17 protein-coding genes are annotated in these 17,873 nt (G+C 63.1%); 5 read left to right on the forward strand and 12 right to left on the reverse strand.

What is annotated here, in order from left to right; genetic code table 11:
- From rbfA to AB7A72_RS07515, 5 genes are all read right to left on the reverse strand, one after another.
- The gene (gene rbfA, locus AB7A72_RS07495) at positions 1-378 is read right to left on the reverse strand and encodes a 30S ribosome-binding factor RbfA (RefSeq protein WP_021027862.1); all 378 of its coding nucleotides are present in this window, start codon (positions 376-378) and stop codon (positions 1-3) included.
- A gap of 6 nt (positions 379-384) precedes the next feature.
- Positions 385-3,243 (reverse strand): translation initiation factor IF-2, encoded by a 2,859-nt coding sequence (gene infB, locus AB7A72_RS07500; protein ID WP_312462360.1) that lies wholly within the window; start codon positions 3,241-3,243, stop codon positions 385-387.
- A gap of 23 nt (positions 3,244-3,266) precedes the next feature.
- On the reverse strand, positions 3,267-4,751 hold the full coding sequence (gene nusA / locus AB7A72_RS07505) for a transcription termination factor NusA (RefSeq protein ID WP_230776252.1): 1,485 nt from the start codon (positions 4,749-4,751) through the stop codon (positions 3,267-3,269).
- A 69-nt stretch (positions 4,752-4,820) separates the two neighbouring features.
- Positions 4,821-5,420 carry a ribosome maturation factor RimP gene (rimP, locus tag AB7A72_RS07510; protein ID WP_239811710.1) on the reverse strand — a complete coding sequence of 200 codons (600 nt, stop codon included), beginning with the start codon at positions 5,418-5,420 and terminating at the stop codon, positions 4,821-4,823.
- Between the two features lie 195 nt (positions 5,421-5,615).
- Positions 5,616-5,990: a thioredoxin family protein gene (locus AB7A72_RS07515; RefSeq protein ID WP_239811709.1), complete on the reverse strand. Its 375-nt coding sequence runs from the start codon at positions 5,988-5,990 to the stop codon at positions 5,616-5,618.
- Positions 5,991-6,174: 184 nt separating this feature from the next.
- Here AB7A72_RS07515 and AB7A72_RS07520 point away from each other — a divergent pair, with 184 nt between their 5' ends.
- Together AB7A72_RS07520 and AB7A72_RS07525 are read left to right on the forward strand one after the other, a co-directional pair.
- Positions 6,175-7,137, forward strand: a complete 963-nt coding sequence (locus tag AB7A72_RS07520) for a DnaJ C-terminal domain-containing protein (protein ID WP_369459504.1) — start codon at positions 6,175-6,177, stop codon at positions 7,135-7,137.
- Between the two features lie 2 nt (positions 7,138-7,139).
- Positions 7,140-7,460 carry a MerR family transcriptional regulator gene (locus AB7A72_RS07525; RefSeq protein ID WP_239811708.1) on the forward strand — a complete coding sequence of 107 codons (321 nt, stop codon included), beginning with the start codon at positions 7,140-7,142 and terminating at the stop codon, positions 7,458-7,460.
- A gap of 128 nt (positions 7,461-7,588) precedes the next feature.
- Here the strand turns inward: AB7A72_RS07525 and AB7A72_RS07530 are convergent, their stop codons facing one another.
- The gene (locus AB7A72_RS07530) at positions 7,589-7,759 is read right to left on the reverse strand and encodes a hypothetical protein (RefSeq protein WP_239811707.1); all 171 of its coding nucleotides are present in this window, start codon (positions 7,757-7,759) and stop codon (positions 7,589-7,591) included.
- A gap of 221 nt (positions 7,760-7,980) precedes the next feature.
- On the opposite strand from AB7A72_RS07530, the gene AB7A72_RS07535 reads away from it, so the two are divergent.
- Entirely contained in the window at positions 7,981-8,583 is a 603-nt protein-coding gene (locus tag AB7A72_RS07535; RefSeq protein WP_239811706.1) for a lipocalin family protein, read from the forward strand.
- A gap of 230 nt (positions 8,584-8,813) precedes the next feature.
- Here AB7A72_RS07535 and AB7A72_RS07540 read toward each other — a convergent pair whose 3' ends face one another.
- The 4 genes from AB7A72_RS07540 to AB7A72_RS07555 all read right to left on the reverse strand — a co-directional run bounded on the left by AB7A72_RS07540 (position 8,814) and on the right by AB7A72_RS07555 (position 13,195).
- The gene (locus AB7A72_RS07540) at positions 8,814-9,566 is read right to left on the reverse strand and encodes an ABC transporter ATP-binding protein (protein ID WP_312462364.1); all 753 of its coding nucleotides are present in this window, start codon (positions 9,564-9,566) and stop codon (positions 8,814-8,816) included.
- Positions 9,563-10,348: an ABC transporter ATP-binding protein gene (locus AB7A72_RS07545; RefSeq protein ID WP_312408844.1), complete on the reverse strand. Its 786-nt coding sequence runs from the start codon at positions 10,346-10,348 to the stop codon at positions 9,563-9,565. The genes AB7A72_RS07540 and AB7A72_RS07545 overlap by 4 nt, the downstream gene beginning before the upstream one ends.
- A gap of 71 nt (positions 10,349-10,419) precedes the next feature.
- Positions 10,420-12,057 (reverse strand): ABC transporter ATP-binding protein, encoded by a 1,638-nt coding sequence (locus tag AB7A72_RS07550; RefSeq protein WP_312462367.1) that lies wholly within the window; start codon positions 12,055-12,057, stop codon positions 10,420-10,422.
- Complete coding sequence (locus AB7A72_RS07555; RefSeq protein ID WP_369459530.1) at positions 12,050-13,195, reverse strand: ABC transporter permease; 1,146 nt, start codon at positions 13,193-13,195, stop codon at positions 12,050-12,052. The genes AB7A72_RS07550 and AB7A72_RS07555 overlap by 8 nt, the downstream gene beginning before the upstream one ends.
- Before the next feature lie 164 nt (positions 13,196-13,359).
- Here AB7A72_RS07555 and AB7A72_RS07560 point away from each other — a divergent pair, with 164 nt between their 5' ends.
- A complete protein-coding gene (locus AB7A72_RS07560; protein WP_369459506.1) occupies positions 13,360-13,833 on the forward strand; it encodes a DUF2127 domain-containing protein in 474 nt (157 codons plus the stop codon).
- A 52-nt stretch (positions 13,834-13,885) separates the two neighbouring features.
- On the opposite strand, the gene AB7A72_RS07565 is transcribed toward AB7A72_RS07560, so the two are convergent.
- On the reverse strand, positions 13,886-14,911 hold the full coding sequence (locus tag AB7A72_RS07565; protein WP_369459507.1) for a microcin C ABC transporter permease YejB: 1,026 nt from the start codon (positions 14,909-14,911) through the stop codon (positions 13,886-13,888).
- Between the two features lie 134 nt (positions 14,912-15,045).
- A complete protein-coding gene (locus AB7A72_RS07570; protein WP_369459508.1) occupies positions 15,046-16,884 on the reverse strand; it encodes an extracellular solute-binding protein in 1,839 nt (612 codons plus the stop codon).
- Positions 16,885-17,004: 120 nt separating this feature from the next.
- On the opposite strand from AB7A72_RS07570, the gene fabI reads away from it, so the two are divergent.
- A complete protein-coding gene (gene fabI / locus AB7A72_RS07575; protein ID WP_021027875.1) occupies positions 17,005-17,805 on the forward strand; it encodes an enoyl-ACP reductase FabI in 801 nt (266 codons plus the stop codon).
- The last annotated feature ends 68 nt before the right edge of the window (positions 17,806-17,873 follow it).

Raw genomic sequence — 17,873 nt, forward strand, 5'->3', positions numbered from 1 at the left:
TCAGCCTTCCTCGGGACCGCGCGATGCCACTGCCTTGGCGATCAAGGCATTCATGTCGGCTGCACGCTCGGTGGTGCGGTCGTAGATGAAGTGCAAGGTCGGCACGGTGTGGATGTGCAGGCGCTTGAACAGGCCATTGCGCAAAAAGCCAGCAGCCTGGTTCAATGCGTCCTGGGTCTGGTCAGGGTCACCGATCAGCAAGCTGAAATAGACCTTGGCGTGGGCGTAGTCCGGCGTCACCTCAACGGCTTGCAGGGTCACCATGCCCACACGTGGGTCCTTCAACTCACGGGCGATCAGCTCCGACAGATCGCGCTGGATCTGGTCGGAGACTTTGAAGCTGCGGTTGGGCGCAGCAGTTTTCTTGCGAGTTGCCATCGGAAATTACAGCGTACGAGCGATTTCCTTGATCTCAAAGACTTCCAACATATCACCTTCTTTGATGTCGTTGTAGTTCTTGAGCTTGATACCGCACTCGAAGCCTTCCTTGACTTCCTTGACGTCGTCCTTCATACGGCGCAGCGAGTCGATCTCACCCGTGTAGATGACCACGTTGTCGCGCAGCAGACGGAAGTGTGCATTGCGGGTAACGTGACCCTGGGTGATGTACGAACCTGCCACGGTACCGATCTTGGAGGCCACGAACACGGTGCGGATTTCGGCCATACCGATGATCTCTTCGCGTTGCTCGGGAGCCAGCATGCCGGACATGGCCGCCTTCAACTCATCGACAGCGTCGTAAATGATGTTGTAGTAGCGGATATCAACATCGTTGCTCTCGGCGGTCTTGCGCGCCTGCGCATCCGCACGCACGTTGAAACCAATCACGATCGCCTTGGAAGCCAGCGCCAGATTCACATCCGACTCGCTGATACCACCCACGCCGGTGTAGACCATCTGCACCTTGACTTCGTCGGTCGACAGCTTGAGCAACGAGGCAGCCAATGCTTCCTGCGAACCCTGGGTGTCGGCCTTGATGATGATCGGCAGCGATTGAACGTTGCCTGCACCCATTTCGGCGAACATGTTCTCCAGCTTGGCAGCCTGCTGCTTGGCCAGCTTGGTGTTGCGGAACTTGCCTGCACGGTAGGTGGCGATTTCACGGGCGCGGCGCTCATCGGGCAGCACCATGAAGTCATCACCGGCTTGCGGCACATCCGACAGACCCTGGATTTCCACGGGCAGCGATGGGCCCGCTTCCTTGGCGACCTTGCCGTCTTCGTCGACCATGGCGCGCACGCGGCCATAGGTTTGACCTGCCAGCACGATATCGCCGACCTTCAGGGTACCGGACTGCACCAGCACCGTGGCCACCGGGCCGCGGCCCTTGTCCAGCTGGGCTTCGATCACCAGACCCTTGGCATTGGCTTCCACCGGTGCCTTGAGTTCCAGCACTTCGGCCTGCAGCAGCACTTGTTCGAGCAGCTCGTCAATGCCTTGGCCGGTCTTGGACGACACGGCCACGAAGGGCGAGTCACCACCGTACTCTTCAGGCACCACTTGCTCGACCACCAGCTCCTGCTTGACGCGTTCGGGGTTGGCATCGGGCTTGTCCGCCTTGGTGATGGCCACCACGATAGGAACACCAGCCGCCTTGGCGTGCTTGATGGCTTCCTTGGTCTGGGGCATCACGCCGTCGTCGGCAGCGGCCACCAGAATCACGATGTCGGTCGACTGTGCACCACGGGCACGCATGGCCGTGAAGGCCTCGTGACCGGGGGTGTCCAGGAAGGTGATCATGCCGCGTGGCGTTTCCACGTGGTAGGCACCAATGTGCTGCGTAATGCCGCCGGCTTCGCCCGCAGCCACCTTGCTGCGGCGGATGTAGTCCAGCAGCGAGGTCTTGCCGTGGTCGACGTGACCCATCACGGTCACCACCGGAGCGCGTGGCAGCGCTTCGGATTCGGCCTGGGATTCCTCTTCGGCGGTGAACGCTTCCGGATCATCCAGCGCAGCAATGTGCGCCTTGTGGCCCATCTCTTCCACGACGATCATCGCGGTGTCCTGGTCCAGTGGCTGGTTGATGGTGACCATCTGGCCCATCTTCATCAGCGACTTGATCACCTCGGAGGCCTTGATGGCCATCTTGTGGGCCAGCTCGGACACGGTGATGGTCTCGGGCACATAGACGTCCAGCACGCGCGCTTCCACCGGCGCAGCCGATTGCGCGCCACGGTTGTCGTTGCGATCGTTGCCACGGCGGCCACGGGGGCCGGAGCGCCAGTTGTTGCCACGGCCAGCCACGCCACCCGAGGAATCTCCACGGGTCTTGAGCTCTTTCTTCTTGCCATTGCTGTCGTTCTGGTTGCTCCAGCTCGACGACAGCTTGGCCGACTTGACTTCCTTGTTGCCAGGCGCTGCGCCAGCGGCAGGCTTGGCAGCGCCAGTCCCGGTGGTGGCAGGCTTGTGCAAGGTGCCCTTCTTGGCATCAGCGGCCTTGACATCCTTCTTCTCTTCCGAAGGCTTCTTGGCCACCAGCACCTTCTTGGGCGCGTTCATCATCGCGCGAATGGCTTCCGCTTCGGCCAGGGCCTTGCGGCGGCGCTCGTCCAGATCGACAGCGCGCGCGGTTTCCTCCGCCTCACGGGCCTTGGATTCGTCTTCAGCCTTTTTCTTGGCTTCAGCCTGCGCTTCGTTGCGGGCAGCCAGCTCCTGGGCATGGCGGCGGGCCGCTTCTTCCTGCTCGGCAGCTTCCTGGGCCTTGCGCTCCTGCGTCTTGGCCACATAGGCAGCGGCGCGCTCCTCGGCCTCGCGCTCCTTGCGCTCGCGGTCTTCGCGTTCGGTGCGATCGGCACGCTGCTGCACCAGGTCCGCTTCCTGCTTGCTGATCAGCTCAGCTTCGCGGCGGGCTTCCTCTTCGCGCTTGACCAGCTCAGCCTTGTGTTCGGCTTCCTTTTGCTTGGCTTCGGCGTGCTTGAGCGCTTCTTCGGCATCGGGCTCGGCAACTTCGTCACGTTTGACGAAGGTACGCTTCTTGCGCACTTCCACCTGGATGGTGCGTGCCCTGCCGGTGGCGTCGGCTTGTTTGATCTCGCTGGTAGATTTCTTGGTCAATGTGATCTTCTTGCGGTCGGCAGCGCCGTGGGCGGCCTGCAGATGGGACAACAGCGCTTGTTTGTCCGATTCGGTCAGTGCATCGGATGCATTTTGCTTGGACACACCTGCAGCTTGCAGTTGTTCCAGCAATGTATCCGGTGATTTCTTGAGTTCAACAGCGAACTCGGCGACAGTATTACTCGACATATCTTGTTCCGTGCCTCCTGACCTTATTCCTGTCCATCAAACCAATGTTCGCGGGCCTTCATGATCAAGGCTTTTGCGTCATCGGCAGACTGTCCGGTCAGCTCGGTCAATTCATCAATGGCCAAATCGGCCAGGTCGTCACGCGTGTGGATTCCACCAGCTTCCAGCTGGGCTACCAACTCAGGCGTCATCCCTTCCAGATCACGCAACTCTTGGGAAACACGGGCAACACTCTCTTCGTGGACAATTTCCATCGTCAGCAGCGCATCCTTGGCACGGGTGCGCAGCTCATTGACGGTCTCTTCATCGAAGCTCTCGATTTCCAGCATTTCCTGCAGTGGCACATAGGCCACTTCTTCCAGGCTGGAGAAACCTTCTTCGATCAGGATGTCAGCGATTTCCTCATCCACATCCAGCTTTTCCATGAACAGCTTGCGGGAAGTGCTGGTTTCCTCTTCCTGCTTCTGGGCCGACTCGGCCGCGTCCATGATGTTGATCTTCCACCCCGTCAGATCGGAGGCAAGACGCACATTCTGACCGCCACGGCCGATGGCGATCGCGAGGTTTTCCTCGTCCACCACCACATCCATGGCGTGCTTTTCTTCGTCCACGACGATCGAGGACACATTGGCCGGAGCCAGTGCACCGATGACGAACTGGGCGGGATCCTCGGACCACAGCACGATGTCCACGCGCTCGCCGGCGAGCTCATTGGTCACCACGTTCACGCGGCTGCCGCGTACACCCACGCAGGTGCCGATCGGGTCAATGCGCTTGTCGTGGCTCAGCACGGCAATCTTGGCGCGGCTGCCCGGGTCACGGGCGCAGCTCTTGATCTCCAGCAGGCCTTGCTCGATTTCGGGCACTTCGTTGCGGAACAGCTCGACCATGAACTCGGGCGCAGAGCGCGACAGCAGGATCGGCGCGCCGCGCAGGGTCAGGTCCACGTCCATGATCATGGCGCGGACACGGTCACCATTGCGCAGATTTTCCTTCGGAATCATTTCACCGCGCTTCAGGCGGCCTTCGACGCGGCCGGACTCGACGATGATGTCGCCCTTGTCCATGCGCTTGACGGTGCCGTTGAAGATCTTGTCGCCGCGCGCCATGAAGTCGTTGAGCAGCATTTCGCGCTCGGCATCACGGATCTTTTGCAAAATGACCTGCTTGGCCGCCATCGCACCGATACGGCCGATAGGCACGGATTCGATCTGCTCTTCGATGTAATCGCCGACCTGCACATCTTCCTTGCGGTCGACCGCGTCCATCAGCATTTCTTCGGCGTCTGGGTTTTGCAGGCCCGCATCATCGGGCACCACCAGCCAGCGGCGGAAAGTGTCGTAATCGCCGGTATCGAGATCGATAGCCACACGCACATCCACTTCGCCGGGATACAGCTTTTTCGTGGCCTGGGCCAGGGCAGATTCCACGGCGCCAAACACCACATCGCGCTCTACGTTCTTTTCGCGCGCGATGGCATCCACCAGCATCAACAATTCGCGATTCATGCGACGACTCTCCTATTTCAATCTTTAACCAGAAGGCAGCATCAGCAGCGCCACCATGTGCGGGGCCAATCAGGCCTGGGTATCGTCGGCGGCCTCTGCCGCCGCCCTGCCCTTGAAGCTCACGATGGGGGCCAGACGCGCTTCACGCAATTCATCGAGCGTAAAGCCCAGGCTTTGCAGCGGTGCGGGCGGGCGCTTCTTGCTCACGCGGGCACCAGGCTTGACGGGTGGCGCATCGCTCCAGACGATCTGCCAGCCACCGGCCTCGGTACGCTCGAGCGTGCCGCGAAACTTCTTGCGATTGGCGCTGATGGTCGTGCCTTCGGCAGCGGCACCGATGGACTCCTTCAGCGTCAGGTCCACCACCGCGCCGGTGAAGCGGATGAAATCCTGCTCATGGCGCAATGGGCGGTCGATACCGGGCGAGGACACTTCGAGGCGCTTGTACTCCACGCCATCGACTTCCAGCGCAAACTGCAGCTGGCGGGTGACTTTCTCGCAATCCTCCACCGTGACAAACTGTTCTGGCACGCCTTCCGGGCGGACGTCATCCGCACTCCAAGGCAGGTCGATGGTGATGCGCAAAAGGCCGCTGGCAGAGCGTTCGATCTCCACCAAGTCGTAGCCCAGGCCGCTCACCGTTTGTAGGGTGGTTTCTTGCAAGCTCACGTGTGCTATTTATCCCGCAAATACAAAAAACCCGAGAACCACGGAATGTTACACATTCCGCAGCATCGAGCTGAAAAACATGCGACCAAAAAAAATGGGCGGTTGGCACCGCCCAGTTGGTCGTGTAGACATCAATTATAGGGGCAAACCAGTATCGATGCAATGAGGCAGGGTGGCTTTTAGGCGCAGTGGCGATCAAGCCTGCGCGCTGCGGGCCTGCACAATGGCCAGGGTTCGGTGCAGCAGCGCGTGGGCCTCATCGCCGCCGGGCAATGCGGGCGCATCGCCCTGCGAAAAGCGCTCGAGCATGCGCTGGAGCACACCGGCCTGGGGCAGGACCGGGCCCAGAAACAGCGCGTCGGAGCCCCGGCCCAGCAGGACGGTGGGAAACGTGGTGATGTCCAACTCGCCCAAGGCCTCTTCCTCGTCCTCCACGTCGAGCCAGACAAAGTCCATGCCGGGCCACGCCTTGGCCAGCGCATCGAACACCGGCTGGTACTGGCTGCAGGTACCACACCACTGCGCGCATAAACACACCACCAGCCAGCGCGCATTCGCAGCGTCGGTCATACCAAGCCCATCCCGCAAAAGGCGTATTTTTACCACCATTGCGGTATCCGACGGGCCCAACGTCTTTGTGAATACGCGCTTCTCTGACTTGCATCAGCGTCAAAAGCAACTAAGTTCTAGAAAGTGATTGACCAATGGGCAGTTGCCGGTACAACGGCAAACTGCCACATCTTCGGGAGCAGGCATGGATTCCAAAAACTACTACGAGGTTCTGGGCGTGGATAAAAAGGCCAGCGCAGACGAGATCAAAAAGGCATTTCGCAAGCTGGCGCGCAAATACCACCCGGACCTGAGCAAGGAAAAAGACGCCCAGCAGCGCATGGCCGCAGTCAACGAGGCCAATGCCGTGCTGTCGGATGCGGAAAAGCGCGCTGAGTACGACGCGATGCTCGACGCTCCGCGCGGTTTTGCGTCCGGCGCGGGCAACCCCTTCCGGGGTGCCGAGGGCTTTGACAGCGGTGATTTCCAGTTTCGCCGCCAAAGCATGGGCGGGGATGCGGATTACAGCGATTTCTTTCGCCAGATGTTTGGCGACGCTGCACGGGGGCAACGCGGCGGCGCTGCGGGCGGGCCGCGTGCCGCCATGCGGGGCGAAGACCAGCATGCCAGCATCGAGCTGGACCTGACGGACAGCTACCGCGGCAGCGAGCGCATGCTGACCCTGCACAGCCAGGAGATCACCGGCGAGGGCGAGGTGCGCAACCAGGAACGCCAGCTGCAGGTCAAGATCCCCGCCGGCGTGCGTGAAGGGCAGATGATTCGTCTGGCCGGTCAGGGCGGACCCGGGTACCAGGGCGGCCCGGCGGGCGATCTGCTGCTGGAAGTGCACTTTCGCGCTGACAAGCGCTGGCGCGCCGAAGGCAAGGATGTCTATATGCCGATGGCCGTCAGCCCCTGGGAAGCGGCACTGGGCGGTAGCGCCGAGGTGCACACCCCCGCAGGCACGCTGGAGGTGCGCATTCCGGCGGGCTGGTCGGCCGGGCGCAAGCTGCGCATCAAGGGCAAGGGCCTGCCCGCTGCCACACCTGGCGACCTGTACCTGGAGCTGCAGCTGCACATCCCGCCAGCAACCACCGAGGAGGAACGCGCCGCCTATACCGCCTTTGCCCAGGCCTTTCCCCAGTTCCAGCCTCGCCAAGGAGCGTAACCATGCCCCACACCACCACCGTACACACCACCACCGTGCAGATCATCGACGACGACAGCCTGGATGCCGCCAGCCTGGCGCAGGCCTGCCAACGCAATCTGGACTGGGTGCAGGCCCGTGTCGTCGATGGCGTGCTGACGCCCAGCACGGGCACGCGCAACCCCGATGCGGTCACCAGCTGGCGCTTTGCCGCCACCTGCATCGTTCGCGCGCGCCGCGTTGCGATGCTGGAGCACACCTATGACGCCGACCCGCAATTGGCCGCATTGACTGTCGACCTGATGGAAGAGGTGCTGGAATTGCGCCGCCGCCTGCAGCGCTGAAGCCCCTTTGCACAGACGCAAAAAAGCCCGCCAAAGCGGGCTCTTTCTTACCGAAAAGGCACCATCCGCATGCCGCGCCTGATCGTGGCAAGCGCGGCATGCGGACGGGGCAAAACCGGTATGCGGTATCAACCGCCCTTGTGCGTACGCTTGCCTGGGTTCTTCTTGGAACGGGTAGCGGTGCCACGGGCACGGCTGACCTGTTGGCCACGGCCAGCGGTAGGCAGGCTCTTGCCGTTAGGCAGGGCCGGTTGGGGGGTGAACTTGCGGTCAGCTTCCGTAACGATTTTGTTGCCCATCCTGGGACCTCGCGATAAACAAAACCGACATTAGGCCACAGATGCCAGGCGAGCAGATAAAAATACCTGCTAATTCCGATGGCTGGGTGCGAAATTAGGCATGCACGCCGCAAGCGGAGCCCGCAAATCAGGCGCTTTGCTTACATTTGGCCCGCTCTACCAGCTTGTAAATTACGGCCATCTGGTTAGGATTCATAAAACAAAACAAGGAATATTTGCTTATGCACGAGCTCGATCATCAACAACGACCGCAGCAGCGCTCCCTCTGGCTCCCCGTAGCAGCGGGCGTCGCAGCGTTGGCCGTTTACTGGTGGACCAGCAAGCGCTCCCGCAAAGTCGTGCCGGTCGACCTGATTGAGCCGGTGGCCGACTTTGATGTTGAGCGCTTTGTCGGCGACTGGTATGAGATCGCCCGCATCGAACGCGGTCTGGGCAAGCCGCTGACACGTTCACGCGTCGAATACGAACTGCTGAGCGACGGCAGCCTGGGCATCACCACCCGGGGCTTTCATGCAGGCACCCACCGCTGGGTGGAAGGCCATGGCATTGCCCGCTTTGTCGGCGCGCCCCACTTTGGCGCGATGAAAGCCTCGTTCATGGGACCCTTCCACGAGGGCTACCATGTGGTCGCGATCGATCCCGAGTACCGCTGGGCCATGCTGATGGGCGACACCACCGACTCCTTCAAGCTGCTCTCGCGCAAGCCCGTGCTCGACGGCAAGACAACCGACATGCTGGTGCACCAGGCCGCACTGATGGGCGTGGAGACCTCACGCATCCATTGGGTGATGCAGGACGGCGTCAATCCCACGGGCCACTGGTAAGCGCCGCCAACACAAGCCTTGATACGTCGTTGCCTCGCCGGCCGCACCAAGCCTGTTCGTACTGCTGCACTGCCTGTGACTTGACGCGTTGTCGGGGGCGCCCAACTTCAATCGCAAACCTTCGGTTTGCTCGGTCGTGTTAACGGCTCCAGGCCGCAGCCCCCTTCAATCGCTGCAGCGGCCCCCAAGCCTGCATGTGCCGTGCAGGCTTTGCTTTGCCAGATGGCGTTTCAGACGCCGATCCGCTTGGCGCCAGCACGCTCCTCATCGATCAGCGCCTGCATGCTGCCGGCAAACTGGATCGTCCCTTTCTCCAGCACATAGGCGCGGTCGCTCACCAGACGTGCAAAGTGCAGGTTTTGCTCACACAGCAGAATGCTCACGCCGCGCTGCTTGAGCTGCAGGATCATCTGCGCCATCTGCTCGACGATGACAGGCGCCACGCCCTCGGAGGGCTCGTCGAGCAGCACCATGTAGGGATTGCCCATGAGCGTGCGGGCAACGGTGAGCATCTGCTGCTCGCCGCCACTCATCTGCCCTCCTGGCCGCTGCGGCATGGCTGCCAGATTGGGAAAGAACGCCAGCAAGTCGTCTACCGTCCACGCACTGGCCTGGCTGCCATCGGCCCAGCGGCGGGCAGGCTGGCGGCCCACCTCCAGGTTTTCCAGCACCGTCAGACCGCTGAAGATGCGGCGCTCTTCGGGCACATAGCCTAGCCCGAGGCGCGCTATACGCCAAGAGTCGGCCTGCGCAATGTTCTGGCCCATGAACTGTACGCTGCCCTTGCGCCGCTCCACCAGGCCCATGATGGCCTTGAGCGTGGTGGACTTGCCCGCACCATTGCGGCCCATCAGGGCCACGACCTCGCCACGCCGCACTTCCAGGCCCACATCAAACAGGATATGCGCCTCGCCGTACCAGGCGTTGAGCTGGCTCACCTGCAGCAGCAATTCAGCCGTTGCATCGGGGGTCTGCGTGTTCATAAGGCGGGCTCCTGGCGCATGCCGTCACTGTCGTAAGTGCTGCCCTTGCCCAGGTACACCGCCTGGACCTCGGGGTTGCGCCGCACGTCCTCAGGTTGTCCCTCGGCAATCAGCCGGCCCCGCGCCAGCACAATGATGCGGTCGGCATAGGCAAAGACGACATCCATGCTGTGCTCGGTAAACAGCACGGCCATGTCGCGCTCGCGGGCCAGTTGCCGGGTCAGCGCCATCAGCTGCAGGCGTTCGGCCTGCGCCATGCCGGCCGTGGGCTCGTCCATCAGCAGCAGCACCGGCTTGTGGGCCATCGCCAGCGCCAGCTCCACCCGCTTCACATCGCCATAGGCCAGCGCATTGCAGGCGCGGTCGGCCTGGTCCTGCATGCCCACCAGCGCCAGCAACGCCAGTGCCTCGTCACGCTGAAAGCCGGCAGCCTTCTGCCACAGGCCAAAAGTGCGGCCCGCAGCAGACAGCAAGGCCATCTGCACATTCTCGGCCACCGTCAGTGAGGCGAAGGTCTCGGCAATCTGGAAGGTGCGCCCTACTCCGAGGCGCCATATCTCACGGGGCCGCTTGCCCCCCAGGGCGGTGCCGTTGAGCAGCATGCTGCCGGCATCGGGCACCAGCTGCCCGCCTAGCATGTTGAAGGTGGTCGTCTTGCCTGCGCCATTGGGGCCTATCAGCGCCAGCACCTCGCCGCGGCGCAGCGTAAAGCCCACGTCCGCCACGGCCTGCACGCCGCCAAAGCGCTTGCCCAAACCGGTCACTTGCAGTAGTTCTGTCATGGATTTCCAAGGAATACCACAGGCGCTCTGAGCCGCCTGCAGATACGTCAATCTGTGTCGTTCGGGCCGGTTCAGCCCAGCTCCAGGCTGGCCGCCATCAGCCGCTGTGTGTAGGGCTGGCGGGGTGCGTCCAGCACCTGCATGACGTCGCCGCTCTCGACCACTTCGCCATCCTTCATCACCAGCACCTCATGCGCCATGGCGCGGATCACCGCCACATCGTGCGTGATCAGCACGTAGCTCAGACCGCGTTCACGCTGCAGGCGCTGCAGCAAGGCCAGCACCTGCTGCTGGATGGTGACATCCAGCGCGCTGGTAGGCTCGTCCAGCACCAGAATGTCAGGGTCTACGATCAGCGCACGGGCAATAGCCAGGCGCTGGCGCTGGCCACCCGAGAACTCATGCGGATAGCGGTCGAGCAGGCCCGGGAACTGGGCCTCGGTCATGCCCACCTCCTGCAACAGCGCCCGCACCTGCTGCTGCAGCTCGGCAGCGGCCAGGTGGGGCTGCGCCAGTTGCAGGCCTTCGCCCACAATCTCCTGCACCGTCATGCGTGGCGACAACGACGAGAACGGGTCCTGGAACACCACCTGCACCTGGCGGCGCAGTTGCTGGTTGGCGGCACTGTTGCGCTGCGCCGGCAACTGCCAGGCCTGTTCGCCAATGCGCAGCTCACCCTCGCTGGGCAGCAGACCCAGGATCGCCTGGGCCAGGGTGGATTTGCCCGAGCCCGATTCGCCAATCACGCCCAGGGTCTGTCCCCGGGCCAGGCGAAGACTGGCGCCGCGCACCGCCTCAAACCGGCCCTTGCGGAACCAGCCGGCAAAGCCCGGCAGCGGCGTCGCATAGGCCACATGCAGGTCACGTGCCTGCAGCACCGCTGGCGCCTCGGGCTGGCGCGCCACGACCTGGCGCTGGGGCGTGCTGGCCAGCAGCTTTTGGGTATAGGCATGCTGGGGCGCGGCAAACACCTCGGCCACGGCGCCCTGCTCGACCAACCGGCCCTTCTCCATCACGGCCACCCGGTCGGCGAAATGGCGCACCAGCGGCAGGTCATGGGTGATCATCAGCACGGCCATGCCGGTCTGGCGTTGCAAGTCACCCAGCAGCTCCAGGATCTGGCCGCGCAGGCTCACATCCAGCGCGGTGGTGGGTTCATCGGCGATCAGCAGCTTGGGCCGGCAGGCCAGCGCCATCGCAATCATCGCGCGCTGGCGCTGGCCACCGCTGAGCTGGTGCGGATAGCTGCCGGCGCGGCGCTGCGGCTCGGCAATGCCGGTGGTGGCCAGCAGCTGCACGGCCTGCTCCCAGGCCGCCTTGTCGCCCAGCCCCTGCTTGAGCTGCAGCACCTCGGCAATCTGCGCGCCCATGGTCATCAGCGGGTTCAGCGCCGTCATCGGTTCCTGAAAGATCACCGCAATCTCGTCGCCCCGCACCGCTTGAATCTCGCGCTCGGAGATCTGCAGCAGATTGCGCCCGCCCATCAGCGCTTCGCCGCGCAGCTGGGCCTCACCCACCAGGCGCAGCAGCGACAGCGCTGTGATCGTCTTGCCCGAGCCGGACTCTCCAACCAGCGCCAGCTTCTCGCCAGCCTGGATGCAAAAACTCAGGTCCTTGACCACATCCTGGCCGCCAAAGCCCACATGGAGGTGGTTGACCTGCAACAGCGGCGCGGGCACCGCCACCGGGGCTTGTGTTGGCTCAAGCATGGCGGGCCTCCTTGGCATCTGCGCCAGCTGGTGCGGCTGGCTGGGCCGGCACTGCCACCGGCGCTGCGCCCGCACGGGGCGCATTGAGCTGCTTGCGCGGGTCCAGCGCATCCCGCAGCGCATCACCCATAAAGGTCAGCAGCAGCAGGGTGCCGACCAGCACCGCAAAGGTGGCCAGCGATATCCACCAGGCGTCGATGCTGTTCTTGCCCTGGCTCAGCAACTCGCCCAGACTCGGCGTGCCGGGCGGCACACCCAGGCCCAGGAAATCCAGCGAGGTCAAGGTCAGAATCGAGGCGCTCATCTGGAACGGCAGGAACGTGACCACCGGCGTCATGCTGTTAGGCAGAATGTGGCGCCACATGATTTTCCAGCTGGGAACGCCCAGCGCCCGCGCCGATTTCACATAGTCCATCTGGCGGTTGCGCAGAAACTCCACCCGCACATAGTCCGACAGCGCCATCCAGCCGAACAAGGCCAGCAGCACCAGCAGCAGCGCAGCGCTGGGGGCCAGCACGGCACTGAAGATGATCAGCAGGTACAGCACCGGCATGGCGCCCCATATCTCGGTAAAGCGCTGGAACATCAGGTCCACCTTGCCGCCGAAAAAGCCCTGTATGGCACCTGTCAGCACGCCGATCACCGTGCCCACTGCCGTCAGCGCCAGGCCAAACAGCACGCTGACCCGAAAGCCGTAGATCAGCTGGGCCAGCAGGTCACGCCCCCGGTCATCGGTGCCCAGCCAGTTGTCCGCCGATGGTGCCGACGGCGTGGGTGACTTGGCAAAGTAGTTGATGGTGTTGGGGCCATAACGGTTGAGCGGAAAGAGCGCCCAGTTGCCATCCTTGCCCAGTTGCTGCTGGATGAAGGGGTCCAGGTAGTCGGTGGCGGTGTGGAAATCGCCGCCAAACGTGGTCTCGGGGTAGTCCTTGGCGAGCGGAAAATAGGTCTGCCCCTCGTAGCGCACGACGAGCGGCTTGTCGTTGCTGATCAGCTCGGCAAACAGGCTGAGCACCACCAGCACCACAAACAGCAGCAGGCTGTAAAAGCCCAGCTTGTTGGACTTGAAACGGCGCCAGGCGCGGGCAGCGGGCGAGCGGCCCGGCGGGAGTGGGGAAACAGGCTCGGTCATCGTCATGGTCTGCAGAGGCGGTGTGGGCACCGTCCCCCTCCTGTCACTGAATAGGGGGGCCTGGGGCCTTGGGGGGCGACGGTAACAACTGTGGCGGCGATGGCACTGGCAGCCGCGTTGTCGCTGTTGGCCGACAGCCAAACGGCACGCCATCGGCCATGCTCTGCGCCATGCCAGCCAGCACCAGCCCCCCAGCCTTGCGCACCGCGCTCAAAAGCATTGCCATTTTTGAAGCGCTCAAAGGCCTTGCCGCGCTGCTGGGCCTGTTGGGGCTGCTGAGCCTGCTGCACCACGATCTGCACCGCCTGGCGCTGGAGCTGATCGGGCACTTCGGCCTCTCGCCCAACGCCCGCTACCCGGCCGTGCTGATCAGCTGGGTGGACAAGATCAATGCCACCTCCATCCATACGCTGGTGCTGCTGGGCACGGCCTATATCGCGCTGCGCTGGCTGGAGGCCTGGGGCCTGTGGCATGACAAGGCCTGGGGCGAATGGCTGGGCGCGCTGTCCTCGGGGCTGTACATTCCCTTGGAAATACAGCACCTGCTGGCGCACCGCCACTGGCAAGGGGCGGTGGTGCTGCTGCTCAACATCGTGGTGGTGGCCGTGCTGCTGCGGCGCCTGTACCTGCGGCGCAAGCACTGAAGCACCACAGTATCCCGCTGCTGTCGGGTGGGCCAATGCGGGCATGCGCGCCTCAGTCAAACTTGACACGCGGATCCACCCAGACATAGCACAGGTCGCTCACCAGCTTGGTGAGCAGACCGATCAAGGTAAACAGGTACAGGGTGCCCAGCACCACCGGGTAGTCGCGCCGCAGCACGCTCTCGTAGCTGAGCAGGCCCAGACCATCGAGCGAGAACAAGGTTTCGATCAACAGCGAACCGGTGAAGAAAGCCCCGATGAAGGCCGCCGGAAAGCCGGTGACAATGGGCAGCAAGGCATTGCGGAACACATGGCGCCACAGCACCTGGCGCTCGCTCAGGCCCTTGGCCTTGGCGGTGATCACATACTGCTTGCGGATTTCTTCAAGAAAGGCGTTCTTCGTGAGCATGGCCGTCACCGCAAAGCTGCCAGCCACCATGGCGGTCACCGGCAAGGTGATGTGCCAGAGATAGTCCACCAGCCTGGCGGCCCAGCCCATCTCTTCCCAGCCCGATGAGGTGAGGCCTCGCAGCGGAAACCACTGCAGTTGCCCGCCAAAGATCACCAGCAGCGCCACGCCCAGCACAAAGCCGGGTATCGCATAGCCCACCAGCACGATCAGCGTGGTGACCATGTCGAAACGGCTGCCCGCGCGCACCGCCTTGGCAATGCCCAGCGGCACCGCAATCAGGTAGCTGATGAAAAAGGTCCACAGCCCCAGGCTGATGGAGACCGGCAGCTTGTCCTTGATCAGTTGCCAGACGCTCTTGTTCTGGAAAAAGCTGTTGCCCAGATCAAAGCGCGCGAACTGGCCCAGCATCTGCACAAAGCGCTCGACGGGCGGCTTGTCAAAGCCGTACAAGGCCTTGATCTCTTCGAGCCGCTTGGGGTCAATGCCCTGCGCTCCCCGGTAGCCCATGCTCGCACCTTCGGCCCCCCGGTTGCCGGCCTTGGCCTCCGCCAGGTACTGCTCGACCGGGCCGCCCGGCACAAACTGGATCACCACAAACGTCAGCAGCAAGACCCCGAACAAGGTGGGAATCATCAGCAGCAAACGTTTGAGGATGTAGGCAAACATGCGGTGCGGGCTCCAATGTCAGCAAGGGCGGGCAAGCGCCGTGGCACTGTGGCAGAAAAGGCCTGGGCAGCGCGGCAGGCGCGCTGGGGCGGTGAGAAGGATCATATAACGGCTGGGCCCTGCGTCAGACCGGGTCATGGCTTGGCCGTGTCAGCGGTGATCGGCGGCATGCGCGCCCACCAGTAGTACATCAGCCAGGTCTCGCCCGGCACATAGGCGGGCACCTGGGGCGGCTCCACCAGGCGCCAGGCGTCATACACCACCCGGTGGCTTGCGGCATACCACTGCGGGATCAGGTAGTGGCCCGCCACAATGATGCGCTCCAGCGCATGGCAGGCCGGCAGCAGTTCCTGCTCGCTCTTGGCGCTGGCCATCTTGGCAATCATCGCGTCGACGGCCGGGCTCTTCAAGCCAATGAAATTGCCCGAGCTTTCCTGGTCTGCCGCCGCGCTGCCAAACAGCTCGGCGTATTCTTGGCCGGGGATATTGGTGCCCGGGATGTTGACCGATATGAGGTCGTAGTCGAACTTGTCGACCCGCTGCTGGTAGAGCGCGTAATCGGCCACCCGCAGCCTCAGCTTGATGCCCAGCTTCTCCAGGTTGCGCATCCAGGTGGACACGGTGCGTATGCCGCCTTCGTTGCTGTCCAGAAACTCCAGCTCCAGCGCCTCGCCCTTGGCATTGCGCAGCACGCCGTTGGCGTCCACCTTCCAGCCGGCATCGGCCAACAGCGCCTGGGCCTTGCGCAGGTTGTCGCGCAGACTGCTGCCCTGGTCGGTGCGGGGTGGGTCTTGCAGGGGGCCCAAGGTGCCGGCGGGCAGGTCTTTTTCAAAGGGCTTGAGCAGGGCCAATTCCGCATCGCTCGGGCTGCCATGGGTTTCGCACACGGTATTGCCAAACAGGCCATGCACGCGCTCGTAGGCGCCGTAGAACAGTTGGCGCTGCATCCACTCGTAGTCAAAGGCCAGGCCCAGCGCCTCGCGCACCCGCACATCCTGCAGCACCGGGCGGCGCAGGTTCAGAAAATAGCTCTGGAAACCGGACGGCAGCTTGTTGGCAAAGTCCCCCTTGCGCAGCTCGCCCCGGTCAAAGCGCTTGCCATACAGGCGCCGCGCCCAGTCGCCGGCGCTGAAAAAACGCATCGCATCGAACTCGCCGGCCTTGAGCGCCTCCAGCTTGGCAGTGTTGTCCTTGTAGATCTTGATCGTGATCCGGTCAAAATTGGCGCTGCCCAGGCGCACCGGCAGGTCCTTGGCCCAGTAGCCGGGGTCGCGCACATAGGTGATGTCACGGCCATACACCACCGGGCCGATCTTGTAGGGGCCGCTGCCGATCGGCACATCGGTCACGATCTGGTCAAAGCGCTTGGGCTTGCCATCAGCGCCCAGGCCCCAGTCGCGGCTGAAGACCGGCAGGCTGCCCACCGTCAGCGGCAGATCGCGGTTGGGTTTCTTGAAGCGAAAACGCACCGTGCGGTCGTCAATGACATCGCAGCCTTCCACATCGGCCAGCAAGGTCTTGTAGCCGGGCGCGGCGTACTGGCTGATCAGCGCCTCATAGCTGTGCTTCACATCCTGCGCCAGCACCGATTTGCCATTCTGAAAGCGTGCCGCCTTGCGCATCTTGAACGTGGCGGATAGGCCATCGGCCGCCACATCGATGTCCTCGGCCAGCAAACCGTAGCCGGTCGTGGTCTCGTCCAGGCTGGCGATCAGCAGGCTGTCAAACAGCATCTCGGCCAGGTAGGCCGGGGGCGAGCCTTTGATCGTGAAGGGGTTGTACTTGTCAAAGGTGGAGTAGCGCAGCGCACTGACCAGCCGCAGCTCACCGCCCTTGGGCGCATCGGGGTTGGCATAGGCAAAATGCTTGAAATCCGCCCCGTAGCGCGGCTCGCCCCACAGGGCATAGGCATGGTTGGCCCAGGCGGGTGCTGCCGCAGCAGCACACAAAATCAGCGGAAGGCAGAATCGCATGCGACAATTCTGCCCTAGCTGGCCACCTGTGCAAGCGTTTACCCCCGAGAAACGCTCTGCCCCGGTGCCAAGTCTTTTTTGGCCATTCCTCATGGCCTGGAACTCATCAGGAGAAGAACAATGGGATTTCTGACCGGCAAGAAACTGCTGATCACGGGCGTGCTGTCCAACCGCTCCATCGCCTACGGCATCGCCAAGGCCTGCCACCAGCAAGGCGCCGAGCTGGCTTTCAGCTACGTGGGTGAACGCTTCAAGGACCGTATCAGCGAATTCGCTGCCGAGTTTGACTCCAAGCTGGTGTTCGACTGCGATGTGGCCGATGACGCCCAGATCGAGAAGATGTTTGCCGACCTGGCCGCCACCTGGGGCAAGTTCGACGGCTTTGTGCATTCCATCGGCTTTGCACCGCGCGAAGCGATTGCCGGCAACTTCCTGGATGGCCTGTCGCGCGAAGGCTTCCGCATTGCGCATGACATCAGTGCCTACAGCTTCCCCGCGCTGGCCAAGGCCGCCCTGCCCTACCTGAACGACAAGTCGTCCCTGCTGACCCTGTCCTACCTGGGCGCCCTGCGCTCCATCCCCAACTACAACACCATGGGCCTGGCCAAGGCATCGCTGGAAGCCTCCGTGCGCTACCTGGCCGAGGCCGTGGGCCGCACCGAAGACGGCCGCGCGATCCGCGCCAACGGCATCTCCGCCGGCCCGATCAAGACCCTGGCCGCCTCGGGCATCAAGGACTTCGGCAAGCTGCTGGGCCGCGTGGCTGATGCATCCCCGCTGCGCCGCAATGTGACCATCGAAGACGTGGGCAATGTCGCTGCCTTCCTGCTGAGCGATCTGGCCTCGGGCGTGACTGCCGAGATCACCTATGTGGACGGAGGCTTCAGCCAGACGGCAGGCCTGTCGGCCGACCAGGTTTAAGCCCTTCCGCTTGAACAAAAGCCCTGCAGGCTTGGTGCCTGCGGGGCTTTTTCATGTCTAGCAGCCTT

Origin of the sequence: Comamonas sediminis, assembly GCF_041107495.1 — a bacterium.
Lineage (GTDB): Bacteria > Pseudomonadota > Gammaproteobacteria > Burkholderiales > Burkholderiaceae_C > Comamonas > Comamonas sediminis.

Coding starts and splice junctions, on each gene's coding strand:
- AB7A72_RS07530 (WP_239811707.1), bottom strand. CDS start 7,759: ATGGGCAACAAAATCGTTACGGAAGCTGACCGCAAGTTCACCCCCCAA.
- AB7A72_RS07570 (WP_369459508.1), bottom strand. CDS start 16,884: ATGCGATTCTGCCTTCCGCTGATTTTGTGTGCTGCTGCGGCAGCACCC.
- fabI (WP_021027875.1), top strand. CDS start 17,005: ATGGGATTTCTGACCGGCAAGAAACTGCTGATCACGGGCGTGCTGTCC.
- infB (WP_312462360.1), bottom strand. CDS start 3,243: ATGTCGAGTAATACTGTCGCCGAGTTCGCTGTTGAACTCAAGAAATCA.
- AB7A72_RS07555 (WP_369459530.1), bottom strand. CDS start 13,195: ATGACGATGACCGAGCCTGTTTCCCCACTCCCGCCGGGCCGCTCGCCC.
- AB7A72_RS07520 (WP_369459504.1), top strand. CDS start 6,175: ATGGATTCCAAAAACTACTACGAGGTTCTGGGCGTGGATAAAAAGGCC.
- AB7A72_RS07550 (WP_312462367.1), bottom strand. CDS start 12,057: ATGCTTGAGCCAACACAAGCCCCGGTGGCGGTGCCCGCGCCGCTGTTG.
- AB7A72_RS07535 (WP_239811706.1), top strand. CDS start 7,981: ATGCACGAGCTCGATCATCAACAACGACCGCAGCAGCGCTCCCTCTGG.
- AB7A72_RS07545 (WP_312408844.1), bottom strand. CDS start 10,348: ATGACAGAACTACTGCAAGTGACCGGTTTGGGCAAGCGCTTTGGCGGC.
- AB7A72_RS07515 (WP_239811709.1), bottom strand. CDS start 5,990: ATGACCGACGCTGCGAATGCGCGCTGGCTGGTGGTGTGTTTATGCGCG.
- AB7A72_RS07565 (WP_369459507.1), bottom strand. CDS start 14,911: ATGTTTGCCTACATCCTCAAACGTTTGCTGCTGATGATTCCCACCTTG.
- AB7A72_RS07525 (WP_239811708.1), top strand. CDS start 7,140: ATGCCCCACACCACCACCGTACACACCACCACCGTGCAGATCATCGAC.
- AB7A72_RS07560 (WP_369459506.1), top strand. CDS start 13,360: ATGCCAGCCAGCACCAGCCCCCCAGCCTTGCGCACCGCGCTCAAAAGC.
- rbfA (WP_021027862.1), bottom strand. CDS start 378: ATGGCAACTCGCAAGAAAACTGCTGCGCCCAACCGCAGCTTCAAAGTC.
- AB7A72_RS07540 (WP_312462364.1), bottom strand. CDS start 9,566: ATGAACACGCAGACCCCCGATGCAACGGCTGAATTGCTGCTGCAGGTG.
- nusA (WP_230776252.1), bottom strand. CDS start 4,751: ATGAATCGCGAATTGTTGATGCTGGTGGATGCCATCGCGCGCGAAAAG.